At 72.3% G+C, this 24421-nt stretch carries 20 protein-coding genes; 11 read left to right on the top strand and 9 right to left on the bottom strand.

The genetic code is table 11. From position 1 onward, the window contains the following. Position 1: 1 nt before the first annotated feature. The gene (locus EFA46_RS13115; RefSeq protein ID WP_123078155.1) at positions 2 to 439 is read right to left on the bottom strand and encodes an Hsp20/alpha crystallin family protein; all 438 of its coding nucleotides are present in this window, start codon (positions 437 to 439) and stop codon (positions 2 to 4) included. Between the two features lie 181 nt (positions 440 to 620). Between EFA46_RS13115 and EFA46_RS13110 the strand changes: the two genes are divergently transcribed. The 5 genes from EFA46_RS13110 (at position 621) to EFA46_RS13090 (ending at position 5148) form a co-directional block, all read left to right on the top strand. After that, positions 621 to 1019, top strand: coding sequence for an SHOCT domain-containing protein (locus EFA46_RS13110; RefSeq protein ID WP_123078153.1), 399 nt, complete (start codon positions 621 to 623; stop codon positions 1017 to 1019). Positions 1020 to 1084: 65 nt separating this feature from the next. Then, on the top strand, positions 1085 to 1882 hold the full coding sequence (locus EFA46_RS13105) for an aldo/keto reductase (RefSeq protein WP_123078151.1): 798 nt from the start codon (positions 1085 to 1087) through the stop codon (positions 1880 to 1882). Positions 1883 to 1968: 86 nt separating this feature from the next. Beyond that, positions 1969 to 2700: an ABC transporter ATP-binding protein gene (locus EFA46_RS13100; protein WP_123078149.1), complete on the top strand. Its 732-nt coding sequence runs from the start codon at positions 1969 to 1971 to the stop codon at positions 2698 to 2700. Further along, entirely contained in the window at positions 2693 to 3922 is a 1230-nt protein-coding gene (locus EFA46_RS13095) for an FtsX-like permease family protein (RefSeq protein WP_123078147.1), read from the top strand. Before EFA46_RS13100 ends, EFA46_RS13095 begins: the two co-directional genes overlap by 8 nt. Then, positions 3922 to 5148 (top strand): ABC transporter permease, encoded by a 1227-nt coding sequence (locus EFA46_RS13090; RefSeq protein WP_123078145.1) that lies wholly within the window; start codon positions 3922 to 3924, stop codon positions 5146 to 5148. Before EFA46_RS13095 ends, EFA46_RS13090 begins: the two co-directional genes overlap by 1 nt. Here the strand turns inward: EFA46_RS13090 and EFA46_RS13085 are convergent. The 5 genes from EFA46_RS13085 to EFA46_RS13065 form a co-directional block, all read right to left on the bottom strand. Beyond that, on the bottom strand, positions 5145 to 5666 hold the full coding sequence (locus EFA46_RS13085) for a metal-dependent hydrolase (RefSeq protein WP_123078143.1): 522 nt from the start codon (positions 5664 to 5666) through the stop codon (positions 5145 to 5147). The genes EFA46_RS13090 and EFA46_RS13085 overlap by 4 nt on opposite strands. 70 nt (positions 5667 to 5736) lie before the next feature. After that, positions 5737 to 9969 carry a hypothetical protein gene (locus EFA46_RS13080; protein WP_123078141.1) on the bottom strand — a complete coding sequence of 1411 codons (4233 nt, stop codon included), beginning with the start codon at positions 9967 to 9969 and terminating at the stop codon, positions 5737 to 5739. A 340-nt stretch (positions 9970 to 10309) separates the two neighbouring features. Continuing rightward, a complete protein-coding gene (locus tag EFA46_RS13075) occupies positions 10310 to 11314 on the bottom strand; it encodes an aldo/keto reductase (protein ID WP_123078139.1) in 1005 nt (334 codons plus the stop codon). Positions 11315 to 11420: 106 nt separating this feature from the next. After that, the gene (locus EFA46_RS13070) at positions 11421 to 12248 is read right to left on the bottom strand and encodes a hypothetical protein (RefSeq protein ID WP_148040709.1); all 828 of its coding nucleotides are present in this window, start codon (positions 12246 to 12248) and stop codon (positions 11421 to 11423) included. Continuing rightward, positions 12245 to 12397, bottom strand: coding sequence for a hypothetical protein (locus EFA46_RS13065; RefSeq protein ID WP_176969878.1), 153 nt, complete (start codon positions 12395 to 12397; stop codon positions 12245 to 12247). Before EFA46_RS13065 ends, EFA46_RS13070 begins: the two co-directional genes overlap by 4 nt. Between EFA46_RS13065 and EFA46_RS13060 the strand changes: the two genes are divergently transcribed. The 6 genes from EFA46_RS13060 (at position 12381) to EFA46_RS13035 (ending at position 18439) form a co-directional block, all read left to right on the top strand. Beyond that, positions 12381 to 13214 carry an aldo/keto reductase gene (locus tag EFA46_RS13060; protein WP_123078135.1) on the top strand — a complete coding sequence of 278 codons (834 nt, stop codon included), beginning with the start codon at positions 12381 to 12383 and terminating at the stop codon, positions 13212 to 13214. The genes EFA46_RS13065 and EFA46_RS13060 overlap by 17 nt on opposite strands. Before the next feature lie 24 nt (positions 13215 to 13238). Further along, on the top strand, positions 13239 to 14174 hold the full coding sequence (locus EFA46_RS13055) for a M48 family metallopeptidase (RefSeq protein WP_123078133.1): 936 nt from the start codon (positions 13239 to 13241) through the stop codon (positions 14172 to 14174). 100 nt (positions 14175 to 14274) lie between these two features. Further along, positions 14275 to 15468: an MFS transporter gene (locus EFA46_RS13050; RefSeq protein ID WP_123078131.1), complete on the top strand. Its 1194-nt coding sequence runs from the start codon at positions 14275 to 14277 to the stop codon at positions 15466 to 15468. A gap of 116 nt (positions 15469 to 15584) precedes the next feature. Further along, complete coding sequence (locus tag EFA46_RS13045) at positions 15585 to 17081, top strand: TrkH family potassium uptake protein (protein ID WP_123078129.1); 1497 nt, start codon at positions 15585 to 15587, stop codon at positions 17079 to 17081. A gap of 124 nt (positions 17082 to 17205) precedes the next feature. After that, positions 17206 to 17661, top strand: a complete 456-nt coding sequence (gene mobB / locus EFA46_RS13040) for a molybdopterin-guanine dinucleotide biosynthesis protein B (RefSeq protein WP_123078127.1) — start codon at positions 17206 to 17208, stop codon at positions 17659 to 17661. Positions 17662 to 17752: 91 nt separating this feature from the next. Continuing rightward, positions 17753 to 18439, top strand: a complete 687-nt coding sequence (locus EFA46_RS13035) for a trimeric intracellular cation channel family protein (RefSeq protein WP_123078125.1) — start codon at positions 17753 to 17755, stop codon at positions 18437 to 18439. A gap of 55 nt (positions 18440 to 18494) precedes the next feature. Here the strand turns inward: EFA46_RS13035 and EFA46_RS13030 are convergent, their stop codons facing one another. The 3 genes from EFA46_RS13030 to EFA46_RS13020 all read right to left on the bottom strand — a co-directional run bounded on the left by EFA46_RS13030 (position 18495) and on the right by EFA46_RS13020 (position 24359). Then, positions 18495 to 19337, bottom strand: a complete 843-nt coding sequence (locus EFA46_RS13030; RefSeq protein WP_123078123.1) for a hypothetical protein — start codon at positions 19335 to 19337, stop codon at positions 18495 to 18497. Positions 19338 to 19340: 3 nt separating this feature from the next. After that, positions 19341 to 22550: a 5'-nucleotidase C-terminal domain-containing protein gene (locus tag EFA46_RS13025; protein ID WP_123078121.1), complete on the bottom strand. Its 3210-nt coding sequence runs from the start codon at positions 22548 to 22550 to the stop codon at positions 19341 to 19343. 180 nt (positions 22551 to 22730) lie between these two features. After that, positions 22731 to 24359: a bacterio-opsin activator domain-containing protein gene (locus EFA46_RS13020; protein WP_123078119.1), complete on the bottom strand. Its 1629-nt coding sequence runs from the start codon at positions 24357 to 24359 to the stop codon at positions 22731 to 22733. Positions 24360 to 24421: the final 62 nt, after the last annotated feature.

Raw genomic sequence — 24421 nt, 5'->3', positions numbered from 1 at the left:
TTTATTCGACTTCGATGGTGTGACCGCTGGAGTCGTCGGCCTTCGAGAGCGTGACGGTGAGCACGCCGTTCTTCATCGTCGCGGAGACGGCGCTCTCGTCGATGGGCTCGGGGAGGTCGAGGCGTCGCGAGAAGGTGCGGCTGCTGCGCTCGCGGCGGATGTACTGGCCCTCCTCCTCGCCCTCTTCCTCGCTCTCCTCGGTGTGCTCGGCGGTGATGGCGAGGGTCTGGTCCTGCACGCGGACGTCGATGTCCTCCTTCTCGAAGCCGGGGAGATCGACGGTGACGACGAACTCCTCGTCGGTCTCCGCGACGTCGACGGCGAACCCGCCGAGCGCGCCGCTCTGCTCGCTCTCGATGCGCTCTGCGGCCTCCTCGAACTGGCGGTTGAGTCGGTCGAAGAGCCGGTCGATGTCGTCGAAGGGATTGCGTCGTGACATACACGACTGAATTGGTCGCGGGGGGAATAAAGCGTAACGGCGGCCATGTCGCACGTTACCTCTCTCCATGGAGCCTTCGCGGTCCGCGTCGCCGCGCGCGTTCCGTCCGCGCGACAGTATCGCGCGTTCGGGACAATACTTACGGTGGGTCGTTGACCACTTCCACGTAGGTGACCACGTGATGGCTGACACACGGTCGACCGACGGCATGCTCCGGTCGCTCCTGCTCGTCCTCGCCGTCATCGTCGTCGCGCCGCTCCTCGCGATGGCGGTCCCGATGATGGGGCTGTACGGGGGAATGATGGGCGGAGCCGGCGGCTCCGGCGGCATGATGGGGGCCTACGGGGGGATGATGGGCGGCTACTCGCCGCTCTGGGGAATCGGGATAGCGCTCGTCCCCCTCGTCGTCCTCGCCGCCCTCGCCTACGTCGCGTATCGCACACTCGCCGGCCGACAGGCGGCCGGGTCGGTTGATCCCGCGCTCGCGGAGCTCCGCCTCGCGTACGCCCGTGGCGACCTCAGCGACGAAGAGTACGCGTCGCGCCGCGAAACCCTCCGCGAGGACGACGGTCGGGAGTGACCGGGTCGCCCACGAGACCCACCGGGGCCCGCAGGGTTTTGGGCGTGCCGGGCAACACCTCCTCCATGAGCGAGTTCCACCGACTCGGCCTCGGGACGTACCGGAACACCGACCCCGACGCCTGTCGGACCGCCGTCGAGACGGCGCTCGAAACGGGGTATCGACACGTCGACACCGCCCAGATGTACGACAACGAGACGTACGTCGGCGAGGGAATCGCCGCCGCCGACGTCGCGCGCGAGGACGTCTTCCTCGCGACGAAACTCGACACCGACAACCTCGCGCGCGACGCCGTCCACGAGTCGAGCGCGGCGAGCCTCGAGCGACTCGACACCGACTACGTCGACCTCCTCTACGTCCACTGGCCCATCGACAGCTACGACGCCGCAGAGACCCTGCCCGCGCTCGACACGCTCCACACCGAGGGCGCGATCCGGAACGTCGGCCTCTCGAACTTCACGCCCGAGCTGCTCGACGAGGCCATCGAGACGCTCGAGGCGCCCGTCTTCGCCCACCAGGTCGAGATGCATCCGCTCCTCCAGCAGGAGGCCCTCCACGAGCGCGCCGTCGCGGACGACTACTGGCTCGTCGCCTACTGCCCGGTCGCGCGCGGGCAGGTCGCAGACGTTCCCGAACTCGTCGAAATCGGCGAGAAGCACGACGCGACGCCGTATCAGGTGTCGCTCGCGTGGCTGCTCGCGAAGGAGAACGTCGCCGCCATCCCGAAAGCCACCTCGAAACAGCACATCGTCGAGAACTACGGCGCGCTCGACGTCGAACTCTCCGAGGCGGACGTCGCGAAGATCGACCGGATCGAGCGCGAGGAGCGCCTCGTCGACTTCCCCGCCGCACCCTGGAACTAGCGCGCTCGCCGCTCGACCCCGCGACGGGTTCGTGAGCCGGGGTCCGCGACCCTTATGCTCCCCCGTCCGTATGTCACGAGTAGTGTATGTCCGGCCGCGCCTCATCTGATACGGCCGTCGTCTCGTGTGCCGGCGTCGCGAAACGGTACACGCGCGGCGACACCGGCCTCCTCTCGCGCAGTCGCGACCGCCCGACCGTCACCGCCCTCGACGACGTCTCGCTCGACGTCCACGCGAACGAGATCGTCGGCCTCGCCGGGCCGTCGGGCTCCGGGAAGTCCACGCTCCTCCACCTGCTCGCCGCGCTCGACCTCCCCAGCGAGGGGTCGGTGACGCTCGCGGGCGAGCGCACCGACGCCCTCTCGACGCGCGAGCGCGCGCGCCTCCGCCTCGATTCGGTCGGTATCGTCTTCCAGCACTTCCACCTCCTCCCGACGCTCAGCGCGCGCGCGAACGTCGCGCTCCCGCTCGTCGAACGCGGCGTCCCGAAGCGCGCGCGCCGCGAGCGCGCCGTCGCCCTCCTCGAACGCGTCGGCCTCGGCGACCGGACGACGCACACCCCACCGGAGCTCTCGGGCGGCGAACAGCAGCGCGTCGCCATCGCGCGCGCGCTCGTCACCGACCCCGCCGTCGTCGTCGCGGACGAACCGACGGGCGAACTCGACACGGAGACGGGCGCGGCCATCCTCGAGGCCTTCCGCGACGTCGCCGACGACGGCCGCGCGGTCGTCCTCGCCTCACACGACCGGGCGACGCTCGAGGCCGCCGACCGCGTCATCAACCTCCGCGACGGCCGGGTGGTCGACGCCGATGCGTAGCCGCCTCGTCGGGTTCGCGGGCCTGGTCGGCGTCGGCCTCCGCCGGCTCGCCGGCCGCCTCCGCTCGGGGAACCGGCGCCGCGTCCTCCTCAGCGTCACCGGCGTCGCGCTCGCGGTCGCGCTCCTCGTCGTCGTCTCCGGCATCAGCCTCGGCCTCGCGAGCAGCAACACCGTCTACGGCTCCGGCGTCGACTACTGGATCGTCCCCGAGTCCGCGTCCGCCTCGACGATGGCCATCGACGTCGGGAGCGCACAACTCGGCGCCGCGCACCCGACGAGCGAGCGCATCGCCGGCATCGACGGCGTCGACGCCGTGACGCCCGTCCGCACGAGCCTCGTCCGCCTGCAGGCCGGGAGCGCGAGCGAGTACGTCGTCCTGCTCGGCGTCCTCCCGCAGTCCGGCGTCTCCGTCGCCGGCCTCTCCACGGCCCACCTCACCCCGGGCGACCCCTACTACGCGAACGGGAGCTACGACGGCGAGTGGACGGGCGAGATCGTCCTCTCGGAGGGCGCGGCGGGCCTGCTGAACGCCACGAACGGCAGCGCGGTCGGCGTCGCCGGCGAGGCGAACGCGTCGTTCACCGTCGCCGACGTCCAGCGCGCGAGCACCGCGTCGGGCGCGGGCCAACTCCCCGTCGCCGTCGTCCACCTCGCCGAATCGCAGGCCCTCACGGGCGGCACCGCGAGCGACACCGCCGACCAGTTCGTCGTCGCGACGGACACGCCCGCCGTGAAGGACGACCTCGCCGCCGTCTACCCGCAGTCGCGCGTCGTCGCGAGCGGTGGCGGCGGGCTCTCCGCCATCGGCACGTCGAAGCTCGCGCTCGCCATCGCGGTCACCGCGTTCGTCGTCGCCGTCGTCGTCGGCACGCTCTTCGTCGCGACCGCGCTCGGCCTCGAAGTCGCCGCCGACCGCGCGACGTACGCGACCCTGCTCGCCATCGGCCTGCGCACGCGCTCGCTCGCCGTCGTCGTCGCGACGCAGGCGGTCGCCGTCACGCTCCTCGGCGGCGTCCTCGGGCTCGTCCTCGGCGGCGGTGGCGTCGTCGCGGCGAACGCGCTCGCCCGGCGCTACCTCACGGAGAGCGCCATCGCCGCCTACCCGCCCGCTATCGTGCCGTACGGCCTCGGGACGGCGGTCGCGGTCGGCCTGCTCGCGACCCCGTACCTCGTCTGGCTCGTCACGCGAACCGACGTCCTCGACCACCTCGCCACAGAGTGATGTTCACGAGATTCCGCGCCGCCGTCGGCATCGCCCTCGCCCAGTTGCGCCGCGACCGCACGCGCACCGCGCTCGCCGTCACCGGCGTCGTCGTCGCCGTGCTCGCCGCGACGCTGCTCGGGGGCGTCGGCTTCGGCGTCGTCGAGACCGGTCAGCAGAAGTTCGACCAGTCCGGGCGCGACCTCTGGATGACGGGCGGCCCCCTCCAGATCAGCCCGGGGAGCGTCGGCGGCTTCCAGCCCGGCATCACCGACGCCCACGACCTCTCCGACGACCTCTCGGCCCGCGAGGACGTCCGCACGGCGGTGCCGCTCTCCTTCCAGACAGTCTACGTCGGCGCGAACGAGTCGTCGCTCTCCACGATGGTCGCCGTCGGGACGCCCGGCGTCGGCGGCAGCACGGTGCGCCTCACCGCCGGCGACGGCTTCACGAAGGGGGGACGCGAGCACTACGCGGACGGGAGCTACGACGGGCCGATGACGCGCGAGGTCATCCTCGACCCGCAGACGGCGGACCGCCTCGGCGTCGGCGTGAACGACACCGTCCACCTCGGCGCGACCGTCGTCGGCGCCCGCGAGCACGCGTGGCGCGTCGTCGGCGTCTCGCCGACGTTCCGGCAGTTCCTCGGGACGGGCGCGGCGACGGTGCCGCTCTCCGAGCTCCAGTCGATGACGGGCACCGCCCGCGAGGACCGCGCCGCGATGCTCACCATCGACGTCGTCGAGCGCTCGGACCCGGCGGCCGTCGAGGCCGCCCTCCAGTCGGAATACCCGAACTACGACGTGCGGACGAACCAGGAGCAACTGCAGGCCGTCCTCGAGCAGAAGGCGCTCGTCATCGCGAGCGGTCTCACGCTCACCGTGCTCGCGGTCATCGCCGGCGTCGCGCTCACCGTGAACCTCCTCCTCCTCCTCGTCTACCAGCAGCGCCGCACGCTCGCCGCCGTTCGCGCTATCGGCGTCTCCGGGACGACGCTCGTCGCCATCACCGCCGTGCAGGGTCTCGCCATCGGCATCATGGGCGGGGCAATCGGCGTCGCGCTCACCGTCCCGCTCGGGCGCGGCCTGAGCGAGCTCGCGGCGATGCTCGTCGGCTTCGACGGCCTCGTGCAGACGCCGCCGCTCGTCCTCGCGGCCGGCGGCGCGCTCGCCGTCGTCGTCGGCGTCCTCAGCGCCGCCGTCGCCGGCTACCGCGTCGCGGGCGTCGACGCGCTCGAACAGCTCTAGTGCTCCGCGCGGCCGAGGCGGTACTGGACGACGAGGAACGCACCGAACGCGACCGCACAGAGGGCGAACTGGAACGCGAGGAAGGACGTGAGTCGGAGGTTCGCGAAGTGCGAGAGGAAGCCCCCCTCGTCGCCGTACGGCGGCGCGCCGAGGAGCGGCCAGACGAGGAAGACGAGGTACTCGTACTCGCCGGCGAGGACGTGCCCGACCGAGTCGCCGACGAGATGTGAGGCGTAGCCGATGCCGAACGCGACGCTCGGGACGACGCGCTCGGCGTGCCGACAGAGCAGGTAGACAGCGCCGCAGACGACGACGAGCGCGAGCACCGAGTGCGCGAGCGAGCGCCCGGACGGGAGCACGCCGAACGTCCACGCGAGCGGCTTGTCCACGAGGTCCGGGAACTGCGTGCCGACCGCGAGCGCGACGAGCGCGAGCCACGAGGACGCGTCACCGCGCGCGCGGTACTCGTAGGGGAGATAGCAGAGATAGCCGAGCGCGAGGTGTCCCCACGGCCACATGGGTGTCCGTTGGCGAGTCGCTCGTTTAGTCGTTGTCGTCGCGCGCCGAAAATCGGCGTGAAGCGGTGTCTCAGTCCCGCCGGCGTGCGAGGAGCGCGGCGGCGACGACGGCGAGCGCGCCGGCGAGGACGCCGAAGCCGGGCGACCCGGCGCTCGTCCCGCCGAGGCGCTGGAGCGAGACGTCGACGGTGCCGGCGGTCGTGCCGTTCACGGCGAACGTGTGCGCGCCGTCCTCGACGAGCGTGCGCTCGAAGGTCACCGTCTCCGTCGCGCCGGCGGCGACGCTGACGGACTGCTGGGCGATGGCGCTCCCGTCGCGCGTCAGCACGAGCGTCGTGTTCCCCCCGACGTCGCCCGCGTTCTCGACGGTCGCGCTCACGCTCACGGCGTCGTTCACGGTCGCGCTCGTCGCGGAGAGCGACGCGTCGACGACGGTGTGGTTCGTGGGGTCGGTCGTCGTGTCGCCGCCGGAGTCGTCACCCGACCCGCTCGACCCGTCGGACCCGCCCGAGTCGGCACTCGTGTCGAGCGTGACCGTGACGCCGGTGTCGCCGGCGACGGTGACGGTCGTCGCGTTCTCCGCGACGACGACGCCGGTGTCGTTCGCGAGCGTCGCGGCGACCTCGTAGCTGCCGTTCGCGAGTTCGACGCCGGGCGTTCCGGCCGCCGAGACGTTCAGCCGCCCGTCCGCGTCGACGGACTGGTTGAGCAGGGGGACGTCCGCCGTCGCGTTCGCCACGCTGACGCGCGCGTCCGACGCGGCCGCGCCGCTCTCGGTCACGACGCTGACGTTCAGGACGTGCCCGACCGGGAGCGTGGTGGCCGCGCGCGTCACGTCCTCGGCCGCGGTGACGTTCCCGAGGAAGAAGACGTCGGGGCTCCCGTCGTGGGCCGGCGGGTCCAGCGTGGTCTCGTAGTAGAGCAGGTGCTGGGTGGTGTTCTTCGGGACGCCGACGGCGTACTCGCCGCTCGAGGTGGGCGCACCGACGACGGAGAGCGTCGTCGATTCAGCACCGACGGCGATGACGTGGTTCGTGCTCGTGACGGTGCCGCGCTCCTTCGAGAGCGCCCCGCTCACCGTGACGACGTCGCCGGTCGCCGCCGTCGAGACGGTCGTGTTCGTGTCGTTCGTCACGTCGAGCGTCCAGTTCGCGCGGAACTGCTCGCTGTCCCGCTCCGACGCGCCGAGCGCGACGGTGACGGTGCCGGTGACCTCGACGCCGGGCGTGTCGCCGACGACGAGACGGCCCTCGCCGTCGGTGTGGCCCTCGGCGGTGATGTGCGCGCCGTTGCGCGTCGCGGCGACGACGACGCTCTCGTTCGCCACGGGTTCGCCGCTGTCGTCCGTGACCGTGACGTTCAGCCGATGCGCGTCCGGCACGGTCGCGTTGATCGTCGCGCCGGGCAGCGACACCGCGCGGCTCATGACCGCGTAGACGTCCGGAATCCCGTTCAGCGGATAGTCGCGGAACTGCTCCGTCACGCCGTAGCTCAGGGACTCGTTCGGCGGGACGCCGAAGCGCTCGCGGCCGTCGTCGAGGTCGCCCGCGCGCCAGCCGCTACCGTCCTGGACGCGCGCGGCCATCGTCGCGGGCGAGCCGTCCCGGTGCGTGACGTTCATCGTGACGACGGCGTGGCGCTCGACGGGGAGCGTCACGGACGTCCCGTTCGCTCCCGAGACCGTCGTCGCGCTGTCGTTGTACCGGATGTCGTCGACGCCGATGCGGGTCTCGTTCAGCAGTTCGGCGGCGAGCTGGCCGCTCGCGTTCGTCTCGCCGAGCGTCACCGTGGCGTGTGGCGGCGCGGTCGTGTGCGCGATGACGCGGACGCCGCTCACGGCCGCGCCGCTCTCGTCGACGACGGCGGCGGTGACGCGGTTCGCGTCGGGGACGGTGACGGTCCCGAGGTCGGTCGTGCCGTCGACGGTGACGTTTCCGAGCACCGCGAGGTCCGGCACGCCGTCAGCGCTCGTGTTCGCGCCGCGCTCCTGCTCGATGCCGAGCGCGTACGTGCCGTTCGGCGCCGCGACGGTGAAGTTCCCGCCGTCGCCAACGTCGCCACGGTACGTCTCCTCGCCGGCGAGGGTGACCTCGGAGACGTTCACCGGGTCACCGCTCGGGCCGACGAGTCGCCCGGACGCGGCGCTCGTCACCGCGCCCGGAGCGGTCACGGTTTCCGTCGTGTCGTTCGTCACGTCGAACGACCAGGCCGCGTCGAAGCGCTCGGGGTCCCAGAACCGCGTGCCGAGGCCGACGGTGACGTTCCCGGCGACCTCGACGCCGGGCGTGTCGCCGACGACGAGGCGGCCCTCGCCGTCGGTGTGGCCGTCGACGGTGACGCGCGCGCCGTTGCGCGTCGAGGCGACGACGACGTCCTCGTTCGCGACGGCGACGCCGTTGGCGTCCGTGACCGTGACGTTCAGCCGGTGTGCGTCCGGCACCGACGCGGTGACGTTCAGCCCCTCGTCGAGCGGGGCGCTCCGGTTCGCGACCGCGTAGACGTCTGGCACGCCGTCGAGCGGGTAGTCCGCGAAGCGCTGGACGACGCCGTAGTTCCACCGCGCGCCCGGTTCGACGCTGAACTCGCCCACGCCGTCGTCGAGGCTCGTCGTGGAGGTGTGATAGCCGCCGTCATCGTCGGCGCGCTCCTTGCGGGCGGCGAGGCCCTCGACGCTCGACTCGTCCGTGCGCTCGACGCTCACGTTCACCGGGACGTGCGGTTCGACGGCGAGCGTCACCGACGCGTTCTGCGTCCCGCTGACCGTCGCCTCGCTGTGATTGTACCACGGCGAGTCCACCCAGAGCTCCGTCTCGTTCGCGACCTCGACCGTGACGGTGCCGTCGGCGTCCGTCTCACCGAGTCGGACGGAGCTCCCGTCCGGGAGGTCCGCCACGACCGGGACGCCGCTCACGGCCGCGCCGCTCTCGTTGACGACGGTGGCGGTGACGCGGTTCGCGTCGGGGACGGTGACGGTCCCGAGGTCGGTCGTGCCGTCGACGGTGACGTTCCCGAGTACCGCGAGGTCCGGCACGCCGTCAGCGCTCGGGTCCTGCTCGATGCCGAGTTCGTACGTGCCGTTCGGCGCCGCGACCGAGAAGTTGCCCGACGCGTTCGCCTCGCCGAAGTGCCAGTCCTGCCCGTAGAGGATGACGCTCGAGAGGTTCGACACCGGCTCGCCGCTCTCGCGGACGAACTGCCCGCTGGCGGTGGGCTGGCGCTCGACGACGACGGTCGTCGCGTTCGCGCCGGCGTCGATGGACCCGGTGGTGTACGAGTCGAGCCCGGGTTCGTCGGGCGGCCAGACTTCGAGGGAGGCGCTCCCCGCGAACTCGACGCCGGCCTCGGTGGCGTTGCGGGCGACGGTGTACCCGTCCGCGTTCGTCTCCGCGACGAACTCGAACCCGCTCCCGTCGATTCGGACGGTCGCGTCCGCGAGCGGCGCGCCCTCGTCGTCGACGACGCGCACCTGCCGGTTCGTCACCGCCGGCAGCGTGACGTCGTACGTCCCATCGGTCGAGGCGTTCGCCGGCCCCGCGTAGATGTCCGTGACGCCGTCCTTCGGGTACGTGACGCCCACGCTCTCGTTGTACTGGACCACGAGCAGCGAGAACGTCCCGTCGGGGACTATGAGGTCGTACGTCCCGTCCGGGCCGGTCCAGTCGGTCGCCACGTACGACGAGCCGTTCCACGCCCCGACGGTCACGTTCGGTACCGCCTCGCCGGTCGGTCCGGTGACGGTGCCGTTGATGGTCCCGGCCGCCGAGGGCTCGACAACCGTTACCGTCGCGGCCGTCCCGCTGACGTAGCCGTCGGCCGCCCCGGCGTTCACGTCACCGCTGACCTCCACGGGGTACGTGTCCGCCCTCGGTGGCGCGACGGCGCCCGAGACGTAGAACTCCAGCTGAAGCGTGTCGTTCACCGTTCCCGACGCGTCGTCCCACGTCACGTTCACCACGTCCTGGGAATCGCGCACGTCGGCCGAGACGTCGCTCGTGTTTCTCGCGGCTCCCGTCGAGGAGACGTCCGCGTTCGCGATGGTCGCGTTCGAGAGGTCGAACCCGTTGGGGATGACGAGCACCGACGCGTTTTCCGTCCCGTCCGACGTGTTCACGCCCCGTATCGTCGCGGTAATCGTGGCCGCGTACTCCGCCGAGACGTTCACCTCGCCCGTCGACACGCCGCCGTCCACGAGCGTCGGTTCCCCACCAGTATTCGACGCTGCGGCGCCGGCGAACGTCGCGGCGCCGGCGACGGCGCTGACGAGCACGAGCGCGGCGAGCGCGAGTGCGCGCGCCCGACTCATGCCGACTCCCTCCGTTCTCCGCCCCAGCGCTCCGAGGACTGTGGCCCTCCACGCAATAGATGCATCTCTGACAGCACGTCTCACACCCATTCATTTAGTGATACCGGAGCTGACAGACTCTACCTCTGACTAGACGGCGGCCACACGCCGTGCCCGGAATGCCACCGACGGAGCGACGACGACGGGCCGGTCCACATGACAGCCATTTCGGGATAGTGATACCGTCGTCGAGGCAGACGGCCACCGGCGCGGAGAAAGTGAACGCCGTGGGGCGGGGATGCGGCCGGACGAACCGGCCGCCGCTGTCTCGCTGGCGGCGCCAGCGCTCTGCGACGGGCGCTTAGATGTCGCTGTACGGGCCGCCCTTCGCCTCGGTGAGGCGCTCGACCTGCTCGTCCGAGAGGTCGATGTCGGCGGCACCGAGGTTCTCGGCGAGCTGGTCGGGGGTGCGCGCGCCGACGATGGGCGCGGCGACGCCGTCGCGGTGCATGAGCCACGCGAGCGCGGTCTGCGCGGGCGTCGCGTCCACCTCCTCGGCGACCGCTTCGAGCTCGTCGAGCACGTCGAAGTTCTCCGCCGTGAGGTAGGCCTCCTCGAAGCCCCCGGAGGCCGCGGCCAGCGAGTCGCCGGTGAGCCCCTCCTCGCGCTCGTACTTGCCGGTGAGGAAGCCCTGTCCGAGCGGGCTCCACGGGCAGACGCCCATCCCGTAGTCGCGCGCCATCTCGAGGTAGCCGCCCTCGATTTCGCGGTCGACGAGGTTGTAGCGCGGCTGCGCGACCGTGAACGGCTCCCACCCCTCGCGCTCGGCGATCTCGTTCGCCTTCGCGACCTTCCACGCGTCCGGGCGGTGGCAGGACGCGCCGAGGTAGTGGACTTTGCCGTCCTCGACGAGGCCGTTCAGCGTCTTCATCATCTCGCGCGCCGGCGTCTCGTCGTCCCAGCGGTGGATGTAGAGGACGTCCACGTAGTCCGTGCCGAGGCGCTCGAGGAGGGCGTCGATGCGGTCCCGGACGGTCTTCCGGTTCGTTCCCCGGCTGTTGGGGTCGCCGTCGCGGATCTGCCAGTAGATCTTCGACGCGACCGTGTAGCGCTCTCGGTCGCGCTCGGCCAGCCAGTTCCCGATCCACTCCTCGCTCTTCCCGGCGCCGTAGACGTCCGCGGTGTCGATGTAGCGCCCGCCCGCCTCGGCGTAGGCGTCGAGGAGTTCGTACGCGCGCTCCTCGCCGATCTCGACGTCGCCGTCCTCGGTCTCCTTCCCGAAGCGCCACGTCCCGAACTGGAGCTCGCTCGTCTGCAGGCCGGCCTCGCCCAGCGAGACGAAGTCGAGGTCGATGTCGTCCGTCATCGTCCGATAGGTGTGCGATGGCACGGAAAAGCGTTCAGCAACCGGCAGGGCGCGGCGACCGTTCGGGCGGTCGTCCGCGCGTTCGCCCCGCGTCGGCGCGGCCCGCTCACTCGACGAACTGGACGGCGGCGCGCAGGTGGCCCTCCTCGACGGCGGCGACGAACTCCTCGGCGAGCGCGCCCACCTCGAGCGGATACCACCGCCCCCGGTAGGCGGCGAGCAGCGCCTGCTCCCCGTAGTCGCGCGCCCACTCCCCCGGCGGGTGTCGTTCGACCGCCTCGACGTAAACGTACTCGACGCCGTCGAGCGAGACGGTGAGCGGGTCGTCGGCGAGCACGGACGCGGGGAGGTCGGCGCGCGCGGCGAGCACCGCGCAGTGCCCGCGCGGGACGACGAGCCCCGTGCGAATCCCGAGGTGCGTGAGGAGGCCGGCGAGCACGACCGCGAGGTCCTCGCAGTCCCCGGCGTCCTCGACGAGCGTCTCCACGGGGTAGCGGACGTACTCGTCGCGCCCCGTCGAGCTGACGTCGCGCGCGTACGTGATGCCGGCCGCGAACGCCTGTGCGGCCGCGACGCGCGCCGCTCGCGTGTCGTAGCGCCTCGATAACTGCGCCGTGATACGGCCGAGGGTCGCGCTGTCGCGAGCGACGCCGACCGCGCGCGAGAACGACCGCTCGCGCTCGCGCGCCGCCGCGTACGCGTCTTCTCCTATTTCGACCGTCACTCGCGAGCGCGTCCCGTCGACGCCGACGTCGTAGCGGCGCGCGAACGTCCCGGCGGCGCGCCCGCTCGGCGCCGCCACGGAGCGCTGGCCGCCGTCGAGACAGCCGGCGAGGCCGCCCGCGCCCGCCGCCGCGAGCGCGCCGAGCAGCCCGCGTCGCGTCATCGGCCGGTCGCCATCCCCTCCGGTTCTCCCGCGACTCCCATCGGTCATCGGTCGTCCGTGTCGTCGGCGAGCACGCGAAAAGCTCCTGCTAGGAGGGGTATTGAGGGCTCAGTTCGGGACCCGATACCGAACACCCGGGACGGCTGTGAGAGAACCGGCGGGTCCGCGACCCGAAGCACTATGCTCTCGTCTCGCACAGCAATCGCCGTGAACAGAGTTCCCTCGCTCGGACTCGGAACGTGGCAGAACACCGACACGGAACGCTGTGCGGAGAGCGTCCGGACCGCGCTCGAAGCGGGCTACCGGCACGTCGACACCGCGCAGTACTACGGCAACGAGGCGGCCGTCGGTCGCGGCATCGACGCCGCCGACGTCGACCGGGAGGATGTCCTCGTCGCGACGAAACTCCACCCCGAGCAGTCCGGCCTCGCCCGCGAGCAGGTCGTCGAGGGTGTCGAGGACAGCCTCGACCGCCTCGGCCTCGACACCATCGACCTCTGCTACGTCCACTGGCCGGTCGGGAACTACGACGCCGCAGAGACGCTCGCGGCGTTCGACGAGCTCAGGGACCGCGGCCGCATCGCGCACGTCGGCGTCTCCAACTTCGACACCGCGCTCCTCGAGGAAGCGATGGACGTCCTCGACGCGCCGCTGGTCGCCCATCAGGCCGAGACGCACCCCCTCCTCGCGCAGGACGACCTCATCGAGCACGCGCAGGCGAACGACTACTACCACGTCGCGTACTCGCCGCTCGCGCGCGGCGAGGTCTTCGACTCGCCCGTCCTCACGGACATCGCGGAAGAGCGCGACGTCACCCCCGCGCAGGTCAGCCTCGCGTGGCTGCTCTCGAAGGAGAACGTCTGCGTCGTCCCGAAAGCCACCTCCGAACGGCACATCGTGGACAACCGCGCCGCGCTCGACCTCACGCTTACCGCCGACGAAATCGCGCGCATCGACCGGATCGAGCGCGAGGAGCGCCTCGTCGAGCGCGACGGCGCGCCCTGGCAGGACTGACCCCGGCGAGCGCCCTCCGTCCCCGTGTCCCCCTCCGCTCACCCGTCCGCCACCACCGGCCTCGCCGTCCGCGCGTGGGGCGTCACGCTCGGCCTCTGCGCGTGCTCGCTCCTCGGCGCCGCCGCCGTCGCCGCCACCGGCGCCCCCCTCCCCGCAGTCGTCGGTGGCGTCGGCGGCCTCTGCGTGCTCGCCGTCGCCGCCGCGCGCTCCGGCGGCCGCTTCGCGTTCGACGCCGGCCACGCGCGCCCGCTCCGCGCCGACGAACTCCGCGCGGTCCGCCGCGCCGCCCGCGACGTCGCCGAGCGCGCCGGCCGCCCCGTCCCCCGCCTCGTCGTGATGGAGATGGACGCCCCCGGCGCGGTCGTCGGCTACGACGACGGTCGGCCGGTCGTCGCCGTCGACCCGCTGCTCCCGCGCGTCGTCGGCGAGCCCGGCCTCCGCGCGCTCCTCGCGCACGAACTCGGCCACCTCGGGAACGACCTCTACACGGACGCCCTCCGCCAGTACGCGCCGCAGACGCTCGGCTTCTGCGCGCTCTGGCTCGGCGGCCTCGCCGGGCGCGGGCCCGCGCTCGCGACGCTCGGCACGCTCTGCTTCCTCGCGCTCTCCGTCTCGGAGGCGCGTCTCGCGCGCTGGCCGCGCTACGCCCTCGGCGGCGGCGTCGAACCCCTCGCGCTCGCCGCGAGCCGGTACGCGAACCGCTGCGAGGAGTACCGCGCGGACGCCGCCGCCGCGTCGCTCGTGGACGCCGCGACGCTCGCGGACGCCCTCTACCGGGTCGCCGCCGTCGCCACCGGCGAGAACCTCGAGGACGTCGCCGGCCCCATCCCGTGGAACGCCGACCGCTCGCTGCGCTTCGCGTGCTTCGCCACCCACCCGAGCGTCGAGTCGCGCGTCGAGCGCCTCGGCTGCGAGATACCGGCGTGGGCGCGGCCGTACGAGCCACACCGCGACGCGTGAGGCGGCGCTGGGCGACGCGGTGCCGCGCTCCCGCCGTCCCACGCTCGCCCGCCGCGAATGGCGCCACACGGAAATACTCGGGTTCCGTCGCCACCACCAGATGGGCCTCCGCGCACACCTCCGTCGTGTAACCGGCGACGGCGCCAGCGGCGGCGTCGACCCGCGCTTTCGCCGCGCGCGCCTCGCCGACGCGACGGTCTTCCTCGTCCTCGGTGCCGCCTTCGGCACGTGGGCGGTCCGCATCCCCGCGATCCAGCGCGCGCTCTCGCTCACCGAGGGCGCCGTCGGCCTCGCGCTCCTCGGCCTCGCCGCCGGAAGCATCGTCGGCCTCGTCGCGAGCGGTGTCCTCGTCGGCCGCGTCGGCGCGCGCCGCCTCATCCGCGTCGGCCTCGTCGTCTACTGCCTCGCGCTCCCCGCGCTCGCCCACGCGGGCGGCCTCACCGCGCTCGTCGGCGGCCTCGCCGTCTTCGGCGCCGGGAAGGGCCTGATGGACACCGCCGCGAACACGCAGGGCCTCCGCGTCGAGCGGGCCTACCCGAAGTCGATCATGGGGAGCTTTCACGCGCTCTTCAGCGGCGGCGGCCTCGTCGGCTCGGCGGTCGGCGCGCTCGCCATCAACGTCGGCCTCGGCGTCCGCACGCACTTCGCGCTCGTCGGCGTCGCGCTCCTCTGCGTCGGCCTCCTCACGAGCCGGTGGCTCCTCCCCGCGAGCGCGGAGACGAGCACCGGCCCGTCGGTCGCGCTCCCGTCCCGTCGCCTCCTCGGCTTCTGCCTCATCGGCTTCTGCGCGCTCTTCCTCGAGGGCGTCGCGAACGACTGGAGCGCCATCTACCTCGAGTCGGGCGCGGGCGCGAGCGCCACCGTCGCCGCGCTCGGCTTCGCCGTCTTCTCGCTCACGATGACGGTCGGGCGCTTCGTCTCCGACCGGGTCGTCGACGCGCTCGGCTCGCGGCGCTTCCTCCGCGCGACCGCCGTCGTCGCCGCCGCCGGCCTCGCGCTCACGCTCACCGCCGCCCCGCTCCCCACGCTCTGTGGCTTCGCCCTCCTCGGCGTCGGCCTCGCGGGCATGATGCCGGTCGCGGTGAGCATGGCGGGCCGCGCCGACCCCGATACGCCGACCGGGTCCGCCGTCGCCGCCGTCTCCACCACCGGCTACGGCGGGTTCGCGGTCGGCCCCGTCGCCATCGGGCTCGTCGCGGACGCCACCAGCCTCCGCGCCGCGTTCGTCCCCGCGCTCGCGTTCGCGGTCGCCGTCCTCGCCGTCTCGTTCGCGCTCCCCGCGCCGGGCGAGTGACTCCGGCCCGTCCGCGCCCCCTCGTCCCGCTCGACGGAAGGCAGTAGACCTATTGTTCGCGCCCTCGCCCTTCCGTGCGTGAACGACTCAACAGCCACCGCCCTCTCGCGCGCGCCATGAGCGTCCGGGTCGACTGGCGAGTGAGCCTCGCGCTCGTCGGCTCCGTCCTGAAGTGGCTGTGGGTCCCGCTCTCCATCCCGCTCTCTCTCGCGCTCTTCGACGGAACCTCGGTGTTGCCGTTCGTCGTGCCGATGGCCGTCTCCACCGCCGTCGGCGCCGCCCTCGAGCGTCTCACGGCCAACCGGGACCTGCAGGCGCGCGAGGCGTTCCTGATGGTGTCGCTGACGTGGCTCTCCGTCGCGCTCGTCGGCTCGCTCCCGTTCCTCGTCGCGGGCGACGGCCTGCTCGCGCGTCCCGTGAACGCGCTCTTCGAGTCGATGAGCGGCGTGACGACGACGGGCGCGACGGTCATCGCGGACTTCTCGGCGTACTCGCGCGCGCTCCTCCTCTGGCGCTCGACGCTCCAGTGGCTCGGCGGTCTCGGCATCCTCGTGCTCGCGACGGCCGTCCTCTCACAGCTCTCCGTCGGTGGCGCCCAGCTCATGGAGACGGAGACCCAGACGCAGGACGTCACGAAGCTCACGCCGCGCATCTCGCAGACCGCCGCCCTCCTCTGGAAGATCTACCTCGGGCTGACCGGCCTCGCAATCGCGGTCCTCTACGGTCTCCACGCCGTCGGCGTCGCGCCCGAAATGACCGCGTACGACGCCGTCGCGCACGCCTTCACCGCCGTCTCGACGAGCGGGTTCTCCCCGCGCGGCGACAGCATCGCGGCGTTCTCGCCCGCCGTCCAGTGGGCGCTCGTTCCGTTCATGATCGTCGGCGCGACGAGCTTCGTCCTGCTGTACGCGCTCCTCCAAGGCAACGTCGGGCGGCTGCGCGAGAGCGACGAACTCCACTTCTACCTCTCGATACTCGCGTTCTTCTCGCTCGCCGTCGTCGTCCTGCGCGTCCTCGACGCCGGCGCGAGCGCCGACCTCGCGACGACCGTTCGGCACGCCGTCTTCCAGGTGGTCTCCATCACGACGACGACGGGCTACGCGAGCACGGACTTCAACCTCTGGTCGCCGGGCGCGAAACATCTCCTCTTCGTCTGCATGTTCATCGGCGGGATGGCGGGGAGCACGACGTGCTCGATCAAGGTCGTCCGCTGGCTCGTCGTCCTGAAGTCGTTCCGCCGCGACCTCTTCGTCGCGACGACGCCGAGCGCGATCAAGCCCGTTCGCCTCAGCGGGAAGGTCGTCGACGAGGACACCGTTCGGGACACCTACGCCTACACGCTCATCGGCCTCCTCTTCTTCGCGGGTGCGACCGTCTTCGTCGTCCTCGACGCCGCTCGGACCGGTCTCGCGCTCACCGAGTTCGAGGCGATGGGCGCCGCCGCCTCCACGTTCTTCAACATCGGCCCCGCGTTCGGCATCGCCGGCCCGCTCGCCAACTACGCGGCGTTCCCGGACACGACGACGGCGGCGATGATCCTCCTCATGTGGGTGGGCCGTATCGAGATAATCCCCGTCCTCGTCCTCCTCACGCCCTCCTACTGGCGGACGTGACCGTCCCGACTCCGCCTTCGGCGTCCCGGACACGGTGAGGTCCCGCCCGGCGCCCCCGGTGGTCGGTCTGCCGAGGCGTCGCACAACGCACGGCTTACCCGTCGCCCGACCCTACCCGGGGCCGATGAAGGTCGTCGGAATCGTCGGGCCGAGCGACGCCGGGAAGACCACGCTCGTCGAGCGCCTCGTGCCCGCGCTCGCCGAACACGGGCCGGTCGGGACGGTGAAGTCCATCCACCACGACGTCGAACTCGACGAACCGGGCAAGGACACCCATCGCCACCGGACGGCGGGCGCCGCCCGCGTCGTCGGCGTCACGCCGTCGCTCACCGCGACCTTCCGGCCGGTCGGGAAGGCCGACGGCGGCGAGGCCGGCGCGCTCGAACGCGCGCTCGCCGAGTTCGACGACGCGGCGTTCGTCCTCGTCGAGGGGTTCGCGGACTCACCCCACCCGAAGATCGCGGTCGGCGACGTGGCGGAGGACGCGCTCGGCGGTCGCGTTCTCGCACGCGTCCCCGACGGCGAATCGGCCGACACCGCAGAACTCGTCGCGGCCGTCCGGGCGCTCGACGACGTGTGAGGCGCGTTCGCACACTCCCCGTTCGAGGCAACGCTCGCCACACGGCACCGAGACGGTGTGCTCAAGGCGCTCGACGCGCTTCCCACTCCTAATGCTTCCCGACCTCCTCGTCCGCCTCGTCGCCGACCCGTTCGCGGTGCTGAACGCGGTCGGTCTCGTCGCGTTCGCGCTCGTCGGCGCGACGAAGGCGATCCGCGAGGAGTTCGACCTCTTCGGCGTGACCGTCGTCGGCCTCGGGACGGCGTTCGCGGGCGGCGCGACCCGCGACATCCTCGTCGGTCGCGTCCCGCTCGCGCTCCAGTCCTTCGGCGAAATCTCGCTGGGCCTGCTCGGCGTCGCGCTCGCCATCGCGCTCAGCGTCACCTTCGACGACGCCGACGAGCATCCGGTGACGGTCGCCTCGGACGCCGCCGGCCTCGCGGCGTTCGCGACCGCCGGCGCCATCGTCGCCACCGACGTCGGCGTCTCGGGCTTCGGCGTCGTCGCCATCGCCGTCATCAACGCCTGCGGCGGCGGCGCGTTCGCGGACATCCTCCTCGACCGCTCGCCGTTCATCCTCGTCGAGGACTTCTACGCGAGCTGCACGGTCCTCGGCGGCCTCACCTACTGGCTCGTCGACGTCGGCGCGTTCGCCGGCGTCGTCGGGAGCGCACCGGGCACCGCCGCCGCGTGCTGTGCCGCCGTCACCATCGGCGCGCGATTCGTCGGCGTCTACTTCGGCTGGCACCTCCCGACCGCGCAGTCGCTCGCCGTCCACACGAGTCGCGGCGAGCGCTGACGCACCTCGACAGAACGAGACGGCGAGTAGCGGGCGAGAGCGCCGTTCTGCGGCGCTACGTTGCCGCCCGCCCGAGCACGGCCGCGAGTAGCGCGGCGAGCGCGCCGAGCACGCCGACGCCCGGACTCCCGCCGCTCGTCGCCCCCGGCGACGCCGCCGCGGTCGTCCCCGTGGGCGTCCCCGTCGCCGTGGTTTCAGTCGCCGTGACCGCTCCCGCCGTCGTAGTGGTCGGTTCGGTCGCCGTCGTGGTCGCCACCGTCGACGTGTCCGTCGCCGTCGTGGTCTCGGTCGTCGTGGAGTCCGCGCCCGACTCGCCGGTACTTCCGGGTCCGACGGCGTCGTCGGCTCCACCGGTCCCGCCGGCGTCGCCGCTCCCGCCGGCACTGCCGCTGTCGTCGGACCCGTCACCGCCGCCGCCGGTGTTCCCGACGGTGACGGTCGCGCCCTCGACGGCGCGGACGTCGTAGCTGTTGCCGTCCTCGTCGCCGAGCGCGGCGACGCGAAGCGAGAGCGTGCCCGTGCCGTTCGTCTCGGCGGCGCGGACGCGCACCGTCGCGACCGTGACGCGGCCGGACTGCTCGGTGTCGAGGCCGACCACGCGCACCGTCGCGTCACCGTCCTCGACCGTCCGCTCCCGCATCGCGGGGTCGCCCGGCACGGAGACGGCCTCGACGGCCGCGACGCCGTCCGCGCCCGCGACCGTGAGGTTGTACGCGCCGACGCCGCCCTCGGCGTCCGTCACCACGACGTCGAGCGTCGCCGTCGCACCCGGCTCGACCGCCGCGTCCGCCGGGTCGAGCGCGACCGCCGTCGTTCCCGCGCCGGCGACGGGCCCGGCGGCGCCGAGTACTGCGAGCGCGAGCAGCGCGACCATCGCGGAGGCGCGTCGCTCCCGCACGTCTCAGGCCTCCGAGGGTGCGCTCGCGAAGAGCGCCTGGACGTCACCGACGGTGACGCGGCCGTCGTCGTTGAAGTCGAAGGCGGGCGCGCTCGCGTGGACGGTCGCGTCGTCGCGCGACGCGAAGAGCGCCTGCGCGTCCACGACGTCCGCCGAGCCGTCGCCGTTCACGTCCTGATAGCGGCCGTCACCGTCCGGGTCGGCCATCGCGAGGCCGTTCCCCGTGAGGTCGCCGGGTGTGACCGTCACGCGCGCGTTCTCGATGCCGGTGACGTCGTACGCCGTCCCGTTCGCGTCGTAGGGGCCGGCGTCCGGCGTGACTTCGAGCGTGGTCGTGCCGCCGAGCGAGACGCCGCCGAGTTCGACGGACGCGAGCGTCGCGGGGCCGTCCCCGTCGACGGACGCGAGCGCGACTTCGACGTGCGCGCTCTCGTTCGCCGGGCCGATGTCGACCTCCGCGAGACCCGCGCTGCTCGCCGCCTCGACGTCGGTTATCTCCGCGACCGCGCCGTCGCCGACGGAGACCGTCAGCTCGTACGCGCCGACGCCGTCGGTGGCGTTCGTCGCGCGCACGTCCACGCTCGCGGTGTCACCGAGCGGCGCGTCGAGACCGCCGTCGCTCCCGTCCCCGTCGAGCGTGAGCGCGACCGTCTCGGCCGCCGCGCCACCGGACGCGGGCACGCCCGCCGCGTCGAGGTCGGCGTTCAACACCGCCTCCTCGTAGGCGACGAGCTCGACGGCGTCCGTCTCGTACTTGCCGTAGAGCTGGAGGCTGTCGCTGACTGCGGTGAGCTCCGCGAACGCCGCCCGGTCGAAGCGCGCGGTGACGACGCCAGCGCCGCTGTCGTAGGTGACGTCGTCGGCTTCGAGGACGCCGGTCGAGGCGTTCTGGACGAAGAAGCTCGACGCGTTCACCGCCTGCACGGAGTCGGGGACGGAGACGCTCGCGGTGACGGTGTCGCCGCTCGCGCTCAGCGACGCGGTCCCCGCGTCGAGGGAGACGCGGCGGATGCGGTTCGCGTCCTCGGGCGCTATCGGCGTCTGCGACTCGAGGTACTCGACGGTCGCCGTCCCGTAGAGTATCTGCGTGTTCTTCACCGTCGGCTGGTCGACGAGGCTGATGGAGTAGGGCTGGCCGTCCAGTTTCTCCCAGCCCGCCATGTAGGAGTTGACGGTGACGTCGTACGTCGCGTTCGGCTGGAGGGGCTCGCCGTTCACGTAGACGTCCGTGACCGGGATGCCGTCCGCGCGGACGTTCACGTCGTACTGGACGCCGCTGACTTGCAGTCCGGACTCGAAGCCGTACTGGCCGCTGAAGCCGGCCTGCGAGGCGAGCAGGTACTTGAGCTCGGTGCCGTTCAGCTCCTTCGTGACGAGCGTGTTCCCGAACGGCAGGGAGGTGTAGACGTCGTCGTAGGTGACGTCACCCGGCTCGATGACGAAGTTCCCCCGGATGCCGCCCGCGTTCGTGAGCGCGACGTCCGAGTGCTGGTTCGCGCGGAAGGAGTCCGCGATGAAGTTCCCCCACGCCGTCTCGTCCTCGTAGTTGGTCGAGGTGGAATCGAGCGGGACCTCCGTCACGCCCGCGACCGTCGAGAGGTACGTGCCGCGCGCGTTCGTGACGGTCTCGCTCGCGGTCTCGTTCATCGGCACCGACTCGTCCACGGTGACGAGGCGGCCGTCCTCGAACCGCGCGGTCGTCGCGTTCACCGAGACGTTCGCCTCGGCGATGGCTTCGGCGTTCCCACCGGCCTCCATGATGACCGTCCCGGAGGTGACCTGCGGCTCGTGGAGGACCTCGTCGTCGCCGGTGACGATGAGGTCGATGTTCTCGGTGTTCCGCGCGAGCTCCTCGGACTCCGCGACGCCGATGTGCGCGGTGGCGACGACGACGTCGACGTTCTTCTCCTCCTTGAGCATCGTCGCGGTGCGCTCGCCGGCGGTGGTGAAGTCCGTCACCGTGTAGCCGTTCTCGGCGAAGTCGACTGCGGTCTTCGTCTTGATGGCGTCGTCGACGAGGCCGACGATGCCGACGGTGACGTTCCCGCGCTCGACGACGGTGTAGTTCCGCGTCCCGGGGACGCTCCCGCCGTCCGCGCCCCGGACGTTCGCGAGCAGCCACGGGAACTCGGAGGCCCGCGAGTAGTTCCGCACCGGCTCGAAGCCGTAGTCGAGGTCGTGGTTCCCCACGACTTCGGCCGCCGGGTCGATCTGGTTCAGGAGCTGGACGGGCACCGTCCAGTTGCTCACGGGCGAGAGCGAGCTCGGGCTGACCTCGTCACCGCCGCCGACGACGAGCGTCGGGTTGTCGTGGGCGTCGCGGCGCTCCTCTATCGCGCCGACGAGTCGCCCCATCGTCGTCGGGTCGGAGACCGCCGTCTGGAGGTCGTTGTAGGAGACGACCGTGAGCGTCGTCCCGTTCGCGGGCGCATCGACCTCACCACTGTCGCTGCCGTTCGTGGGCGCATCGTCGTCGCTGCCGTTCGTGGGCGCATCGTCGTCGCTCCCGTTCGGCGCATCGTCGCTGCCGTTCGGCGCGTCGATGCTCGCCATCGCGCTCGGGCGGAGCTCGAACGCGCCGTCGTCGTCGTGGACGATGCCGGTCATGGAGGCGATGGTGGCGCCGGCCGCCGCGGGCGTGGCGTCCGCGCCGAGGGTGACGTCGTCGACGCCGACGGCCCCGCTCCCGTCGTCGACCGCCCACGCGCCGTGTTCGCCGGGCGTCTCGGTGGCGGTCAGGTCGGAGACGGTGACGCGCATGCCCTCGTAGGCCTCGCTCGAACTGGCGTTCGTGGAGACCGCGACCGGCTCCGGAAGCGCCGCGTGCCCCGTCACGCTCACCGACGCGCCGTCGGCGGTGAGGTCGAGTTCGGTGAGGCCCGCGTCCTCGCTGACGGGCGCGCTGACGGTGACGGTGTCCCGCACGACGACGTCGGCGGCGCCGTCGACGTAGATGCCGCTATACGCCTCGGTGCCGTTCTGTATGTAGAACCCGTCGTCCAGCACCGCCGTCACGGTCCCGGTCGTCGTGACGTTCTCGCCGGCGTAGGGCGACCCCGTCCCGTCGCCGGGCGTCTGTACCGCCTCGATGGAGACGCGCTGGTCGCTCGTCGCTCCCGCCGTCGCCGCCGAGAGCGGGACGGCTCCTCCGATCATCAACAGGACGAGGAGCACCGCTGTGACGCTCCCCTCCCCGGACGTGTTGGTTGACACGAGTGTCCAATAAAGTAGAATAAAAGAGCATAAGTTTTACTCAGATGAGAAATTAGTAGACATACTTGGTGCAAGGTTCGGGTACGGAGGGGTATTGTCTGCTGGATAGGTGTCGCACGAACAACAGCGGACACGGTGGTGTGGTGTGGCACGCGACCGCCCGCGGTCGCCACGGCGGGCCTACGCGTCGTCGAGGAGGCGGCCGAAGACCTTCCGCTGGACGGCCCGGAGGTGCTGTGAGAACGTCGGCGGCGAGACGCCGAGCGCCTCCGCGACCGCCGACCCGCTCGTCTCGCGCGGCCACTCGAAGTACCCCATGAAGTACGCCGACTCGACGGCGGTGCGCTGGCGCTCCGTGAGCGCCTCCGACCAGACCGCGTGCAGGCGCTCCAGCGAGTCGTCGTGCGCGGGCACGCGACGCTGTGCGACGGGCTCCGCGTCGCCGTCGACCGCCCGAATCGTCTCGACGACGCGGCGCACCGCCGTCTCCTCCGGGAGGTGGACAGTCATGTCGAGGTCGCGCCCGTCGACGACCACCGACGCTATCGCGCCGCCGAGCGACGCCACCTCCGACATCACCGGCACGTCGCTCACGCGGAGTTCGAAGCGAACGCCGTCCGGTTGCTCGCTCACCACCGAGACCTCGTCCCACTCGTCGACGGTCGCCGTCATCGCGTCGACGGCGTCCACCGAGCGCTCGTCGGCGACGCCGTAGATGCGGAACGCGTCGTCGCCCACCGGGATGGCGCGGTCGAGCGTTATCGTCCCGTCCGGGTTCTCCGCGTCGTCGAGCGAGCGCACCGCGTCGTGCAGGCGGAACTCGAGTTCCACGACCGTCTCGCTCACGAGCGCGCGCTTGCGCTCCGCAGCCGCAATCGCGTGGCCGACGACGCGGCCGAGGCGGGCGACGATTTCACGCTCCGCCGCCCCGAACGCGTCGTCGCGGTCCGCGTAGACCACGAGGACGCCGTACGTCGTCTCGCCGTTGACGACCGGAATCGCGGCCGCCTCCGGGTCCGATACGACGACCTCCGCCTCCGCGAGCGCGTGCTCGCGGGTCGTCCGTATCTCGCCCGCGTCGAGCGCGCGCCCGCTCAGGGAGTCGGCTCCGTCCGACGCCCCTGAGAGCGCGACGGCGTCGGGCGTCGCGTCCCCGCCCGCGTCCGCACGCACCGACACCGACTCCGAGCGCGGCTCCGGCACGCCCAGCCACGCGCACTCGTAACACTCCGCGGCGGCGAGGCGCTCGCAGGCCGCGCGCTCGACCTCCCGACGGGTCGCGCGCTCGATGACGGCCGCCGTCACCTCGTGCGCCGCGTCGTGGAACCGGTTCACGTCGCCGTCGCGCCGTCGACCACGCCGCGACTCGCCGTCCGACGCCCCCGCCGGCTCGTCGCCGTCGTCGGGGACCTCGGCGACGACGACGCCCGCACCGTCCGCCGCCACCGGCGCGACGCGCAGCGTTCGCACGACTTGCGTCCCCTCCGCGTCCCGCACCGTCGCGTCGAGGGCGTCCGTGGCGTCCCGTCCCGCGACGCGTGCGTCGGCCGTCGCGTCGAGGCGGTCGCGAACGCGCGCGGCGTCGCGCTCGCCGAGCAGCGTCGCGAGCGACGACCCGGCGAGGTCGCCCGCCTCGTAGCCCAGTCGCTCGCGGGCGACGTCGTTCACCGCGAGCACCGCCCCCGACGCGTCGACGTGGTAGACGCCGTCGTCGAGCAGCGCCGAGAGCGCACGCGCGCGGCCGTCCAGCACGTCGCGGTCCGCCAGCGCCCGAAACCGCGCGCCGGCGCCGTCTCCGTCTTCGGTCATCGAGTAGTGGATTCGGGTGGCCGCGAATAAATCCCCCGTCGGCGTCACCGCACCCCGCGTGC

The organism is Halarchaeum sp. CBA1220 (assembly GCF_003721175.2).
GTDB classification, from domain to species: domain Archaea; phylum Halobacteriota; class Halobacteria; order Halobacteriales; family Halobacteriaceae; genus Halarchaeum; species Halarchaeum grantii.
Note: the sequence above shows the minus strand (reverse complement) of the source record. Positions and strands in the feature narration are given on the sequence as shown.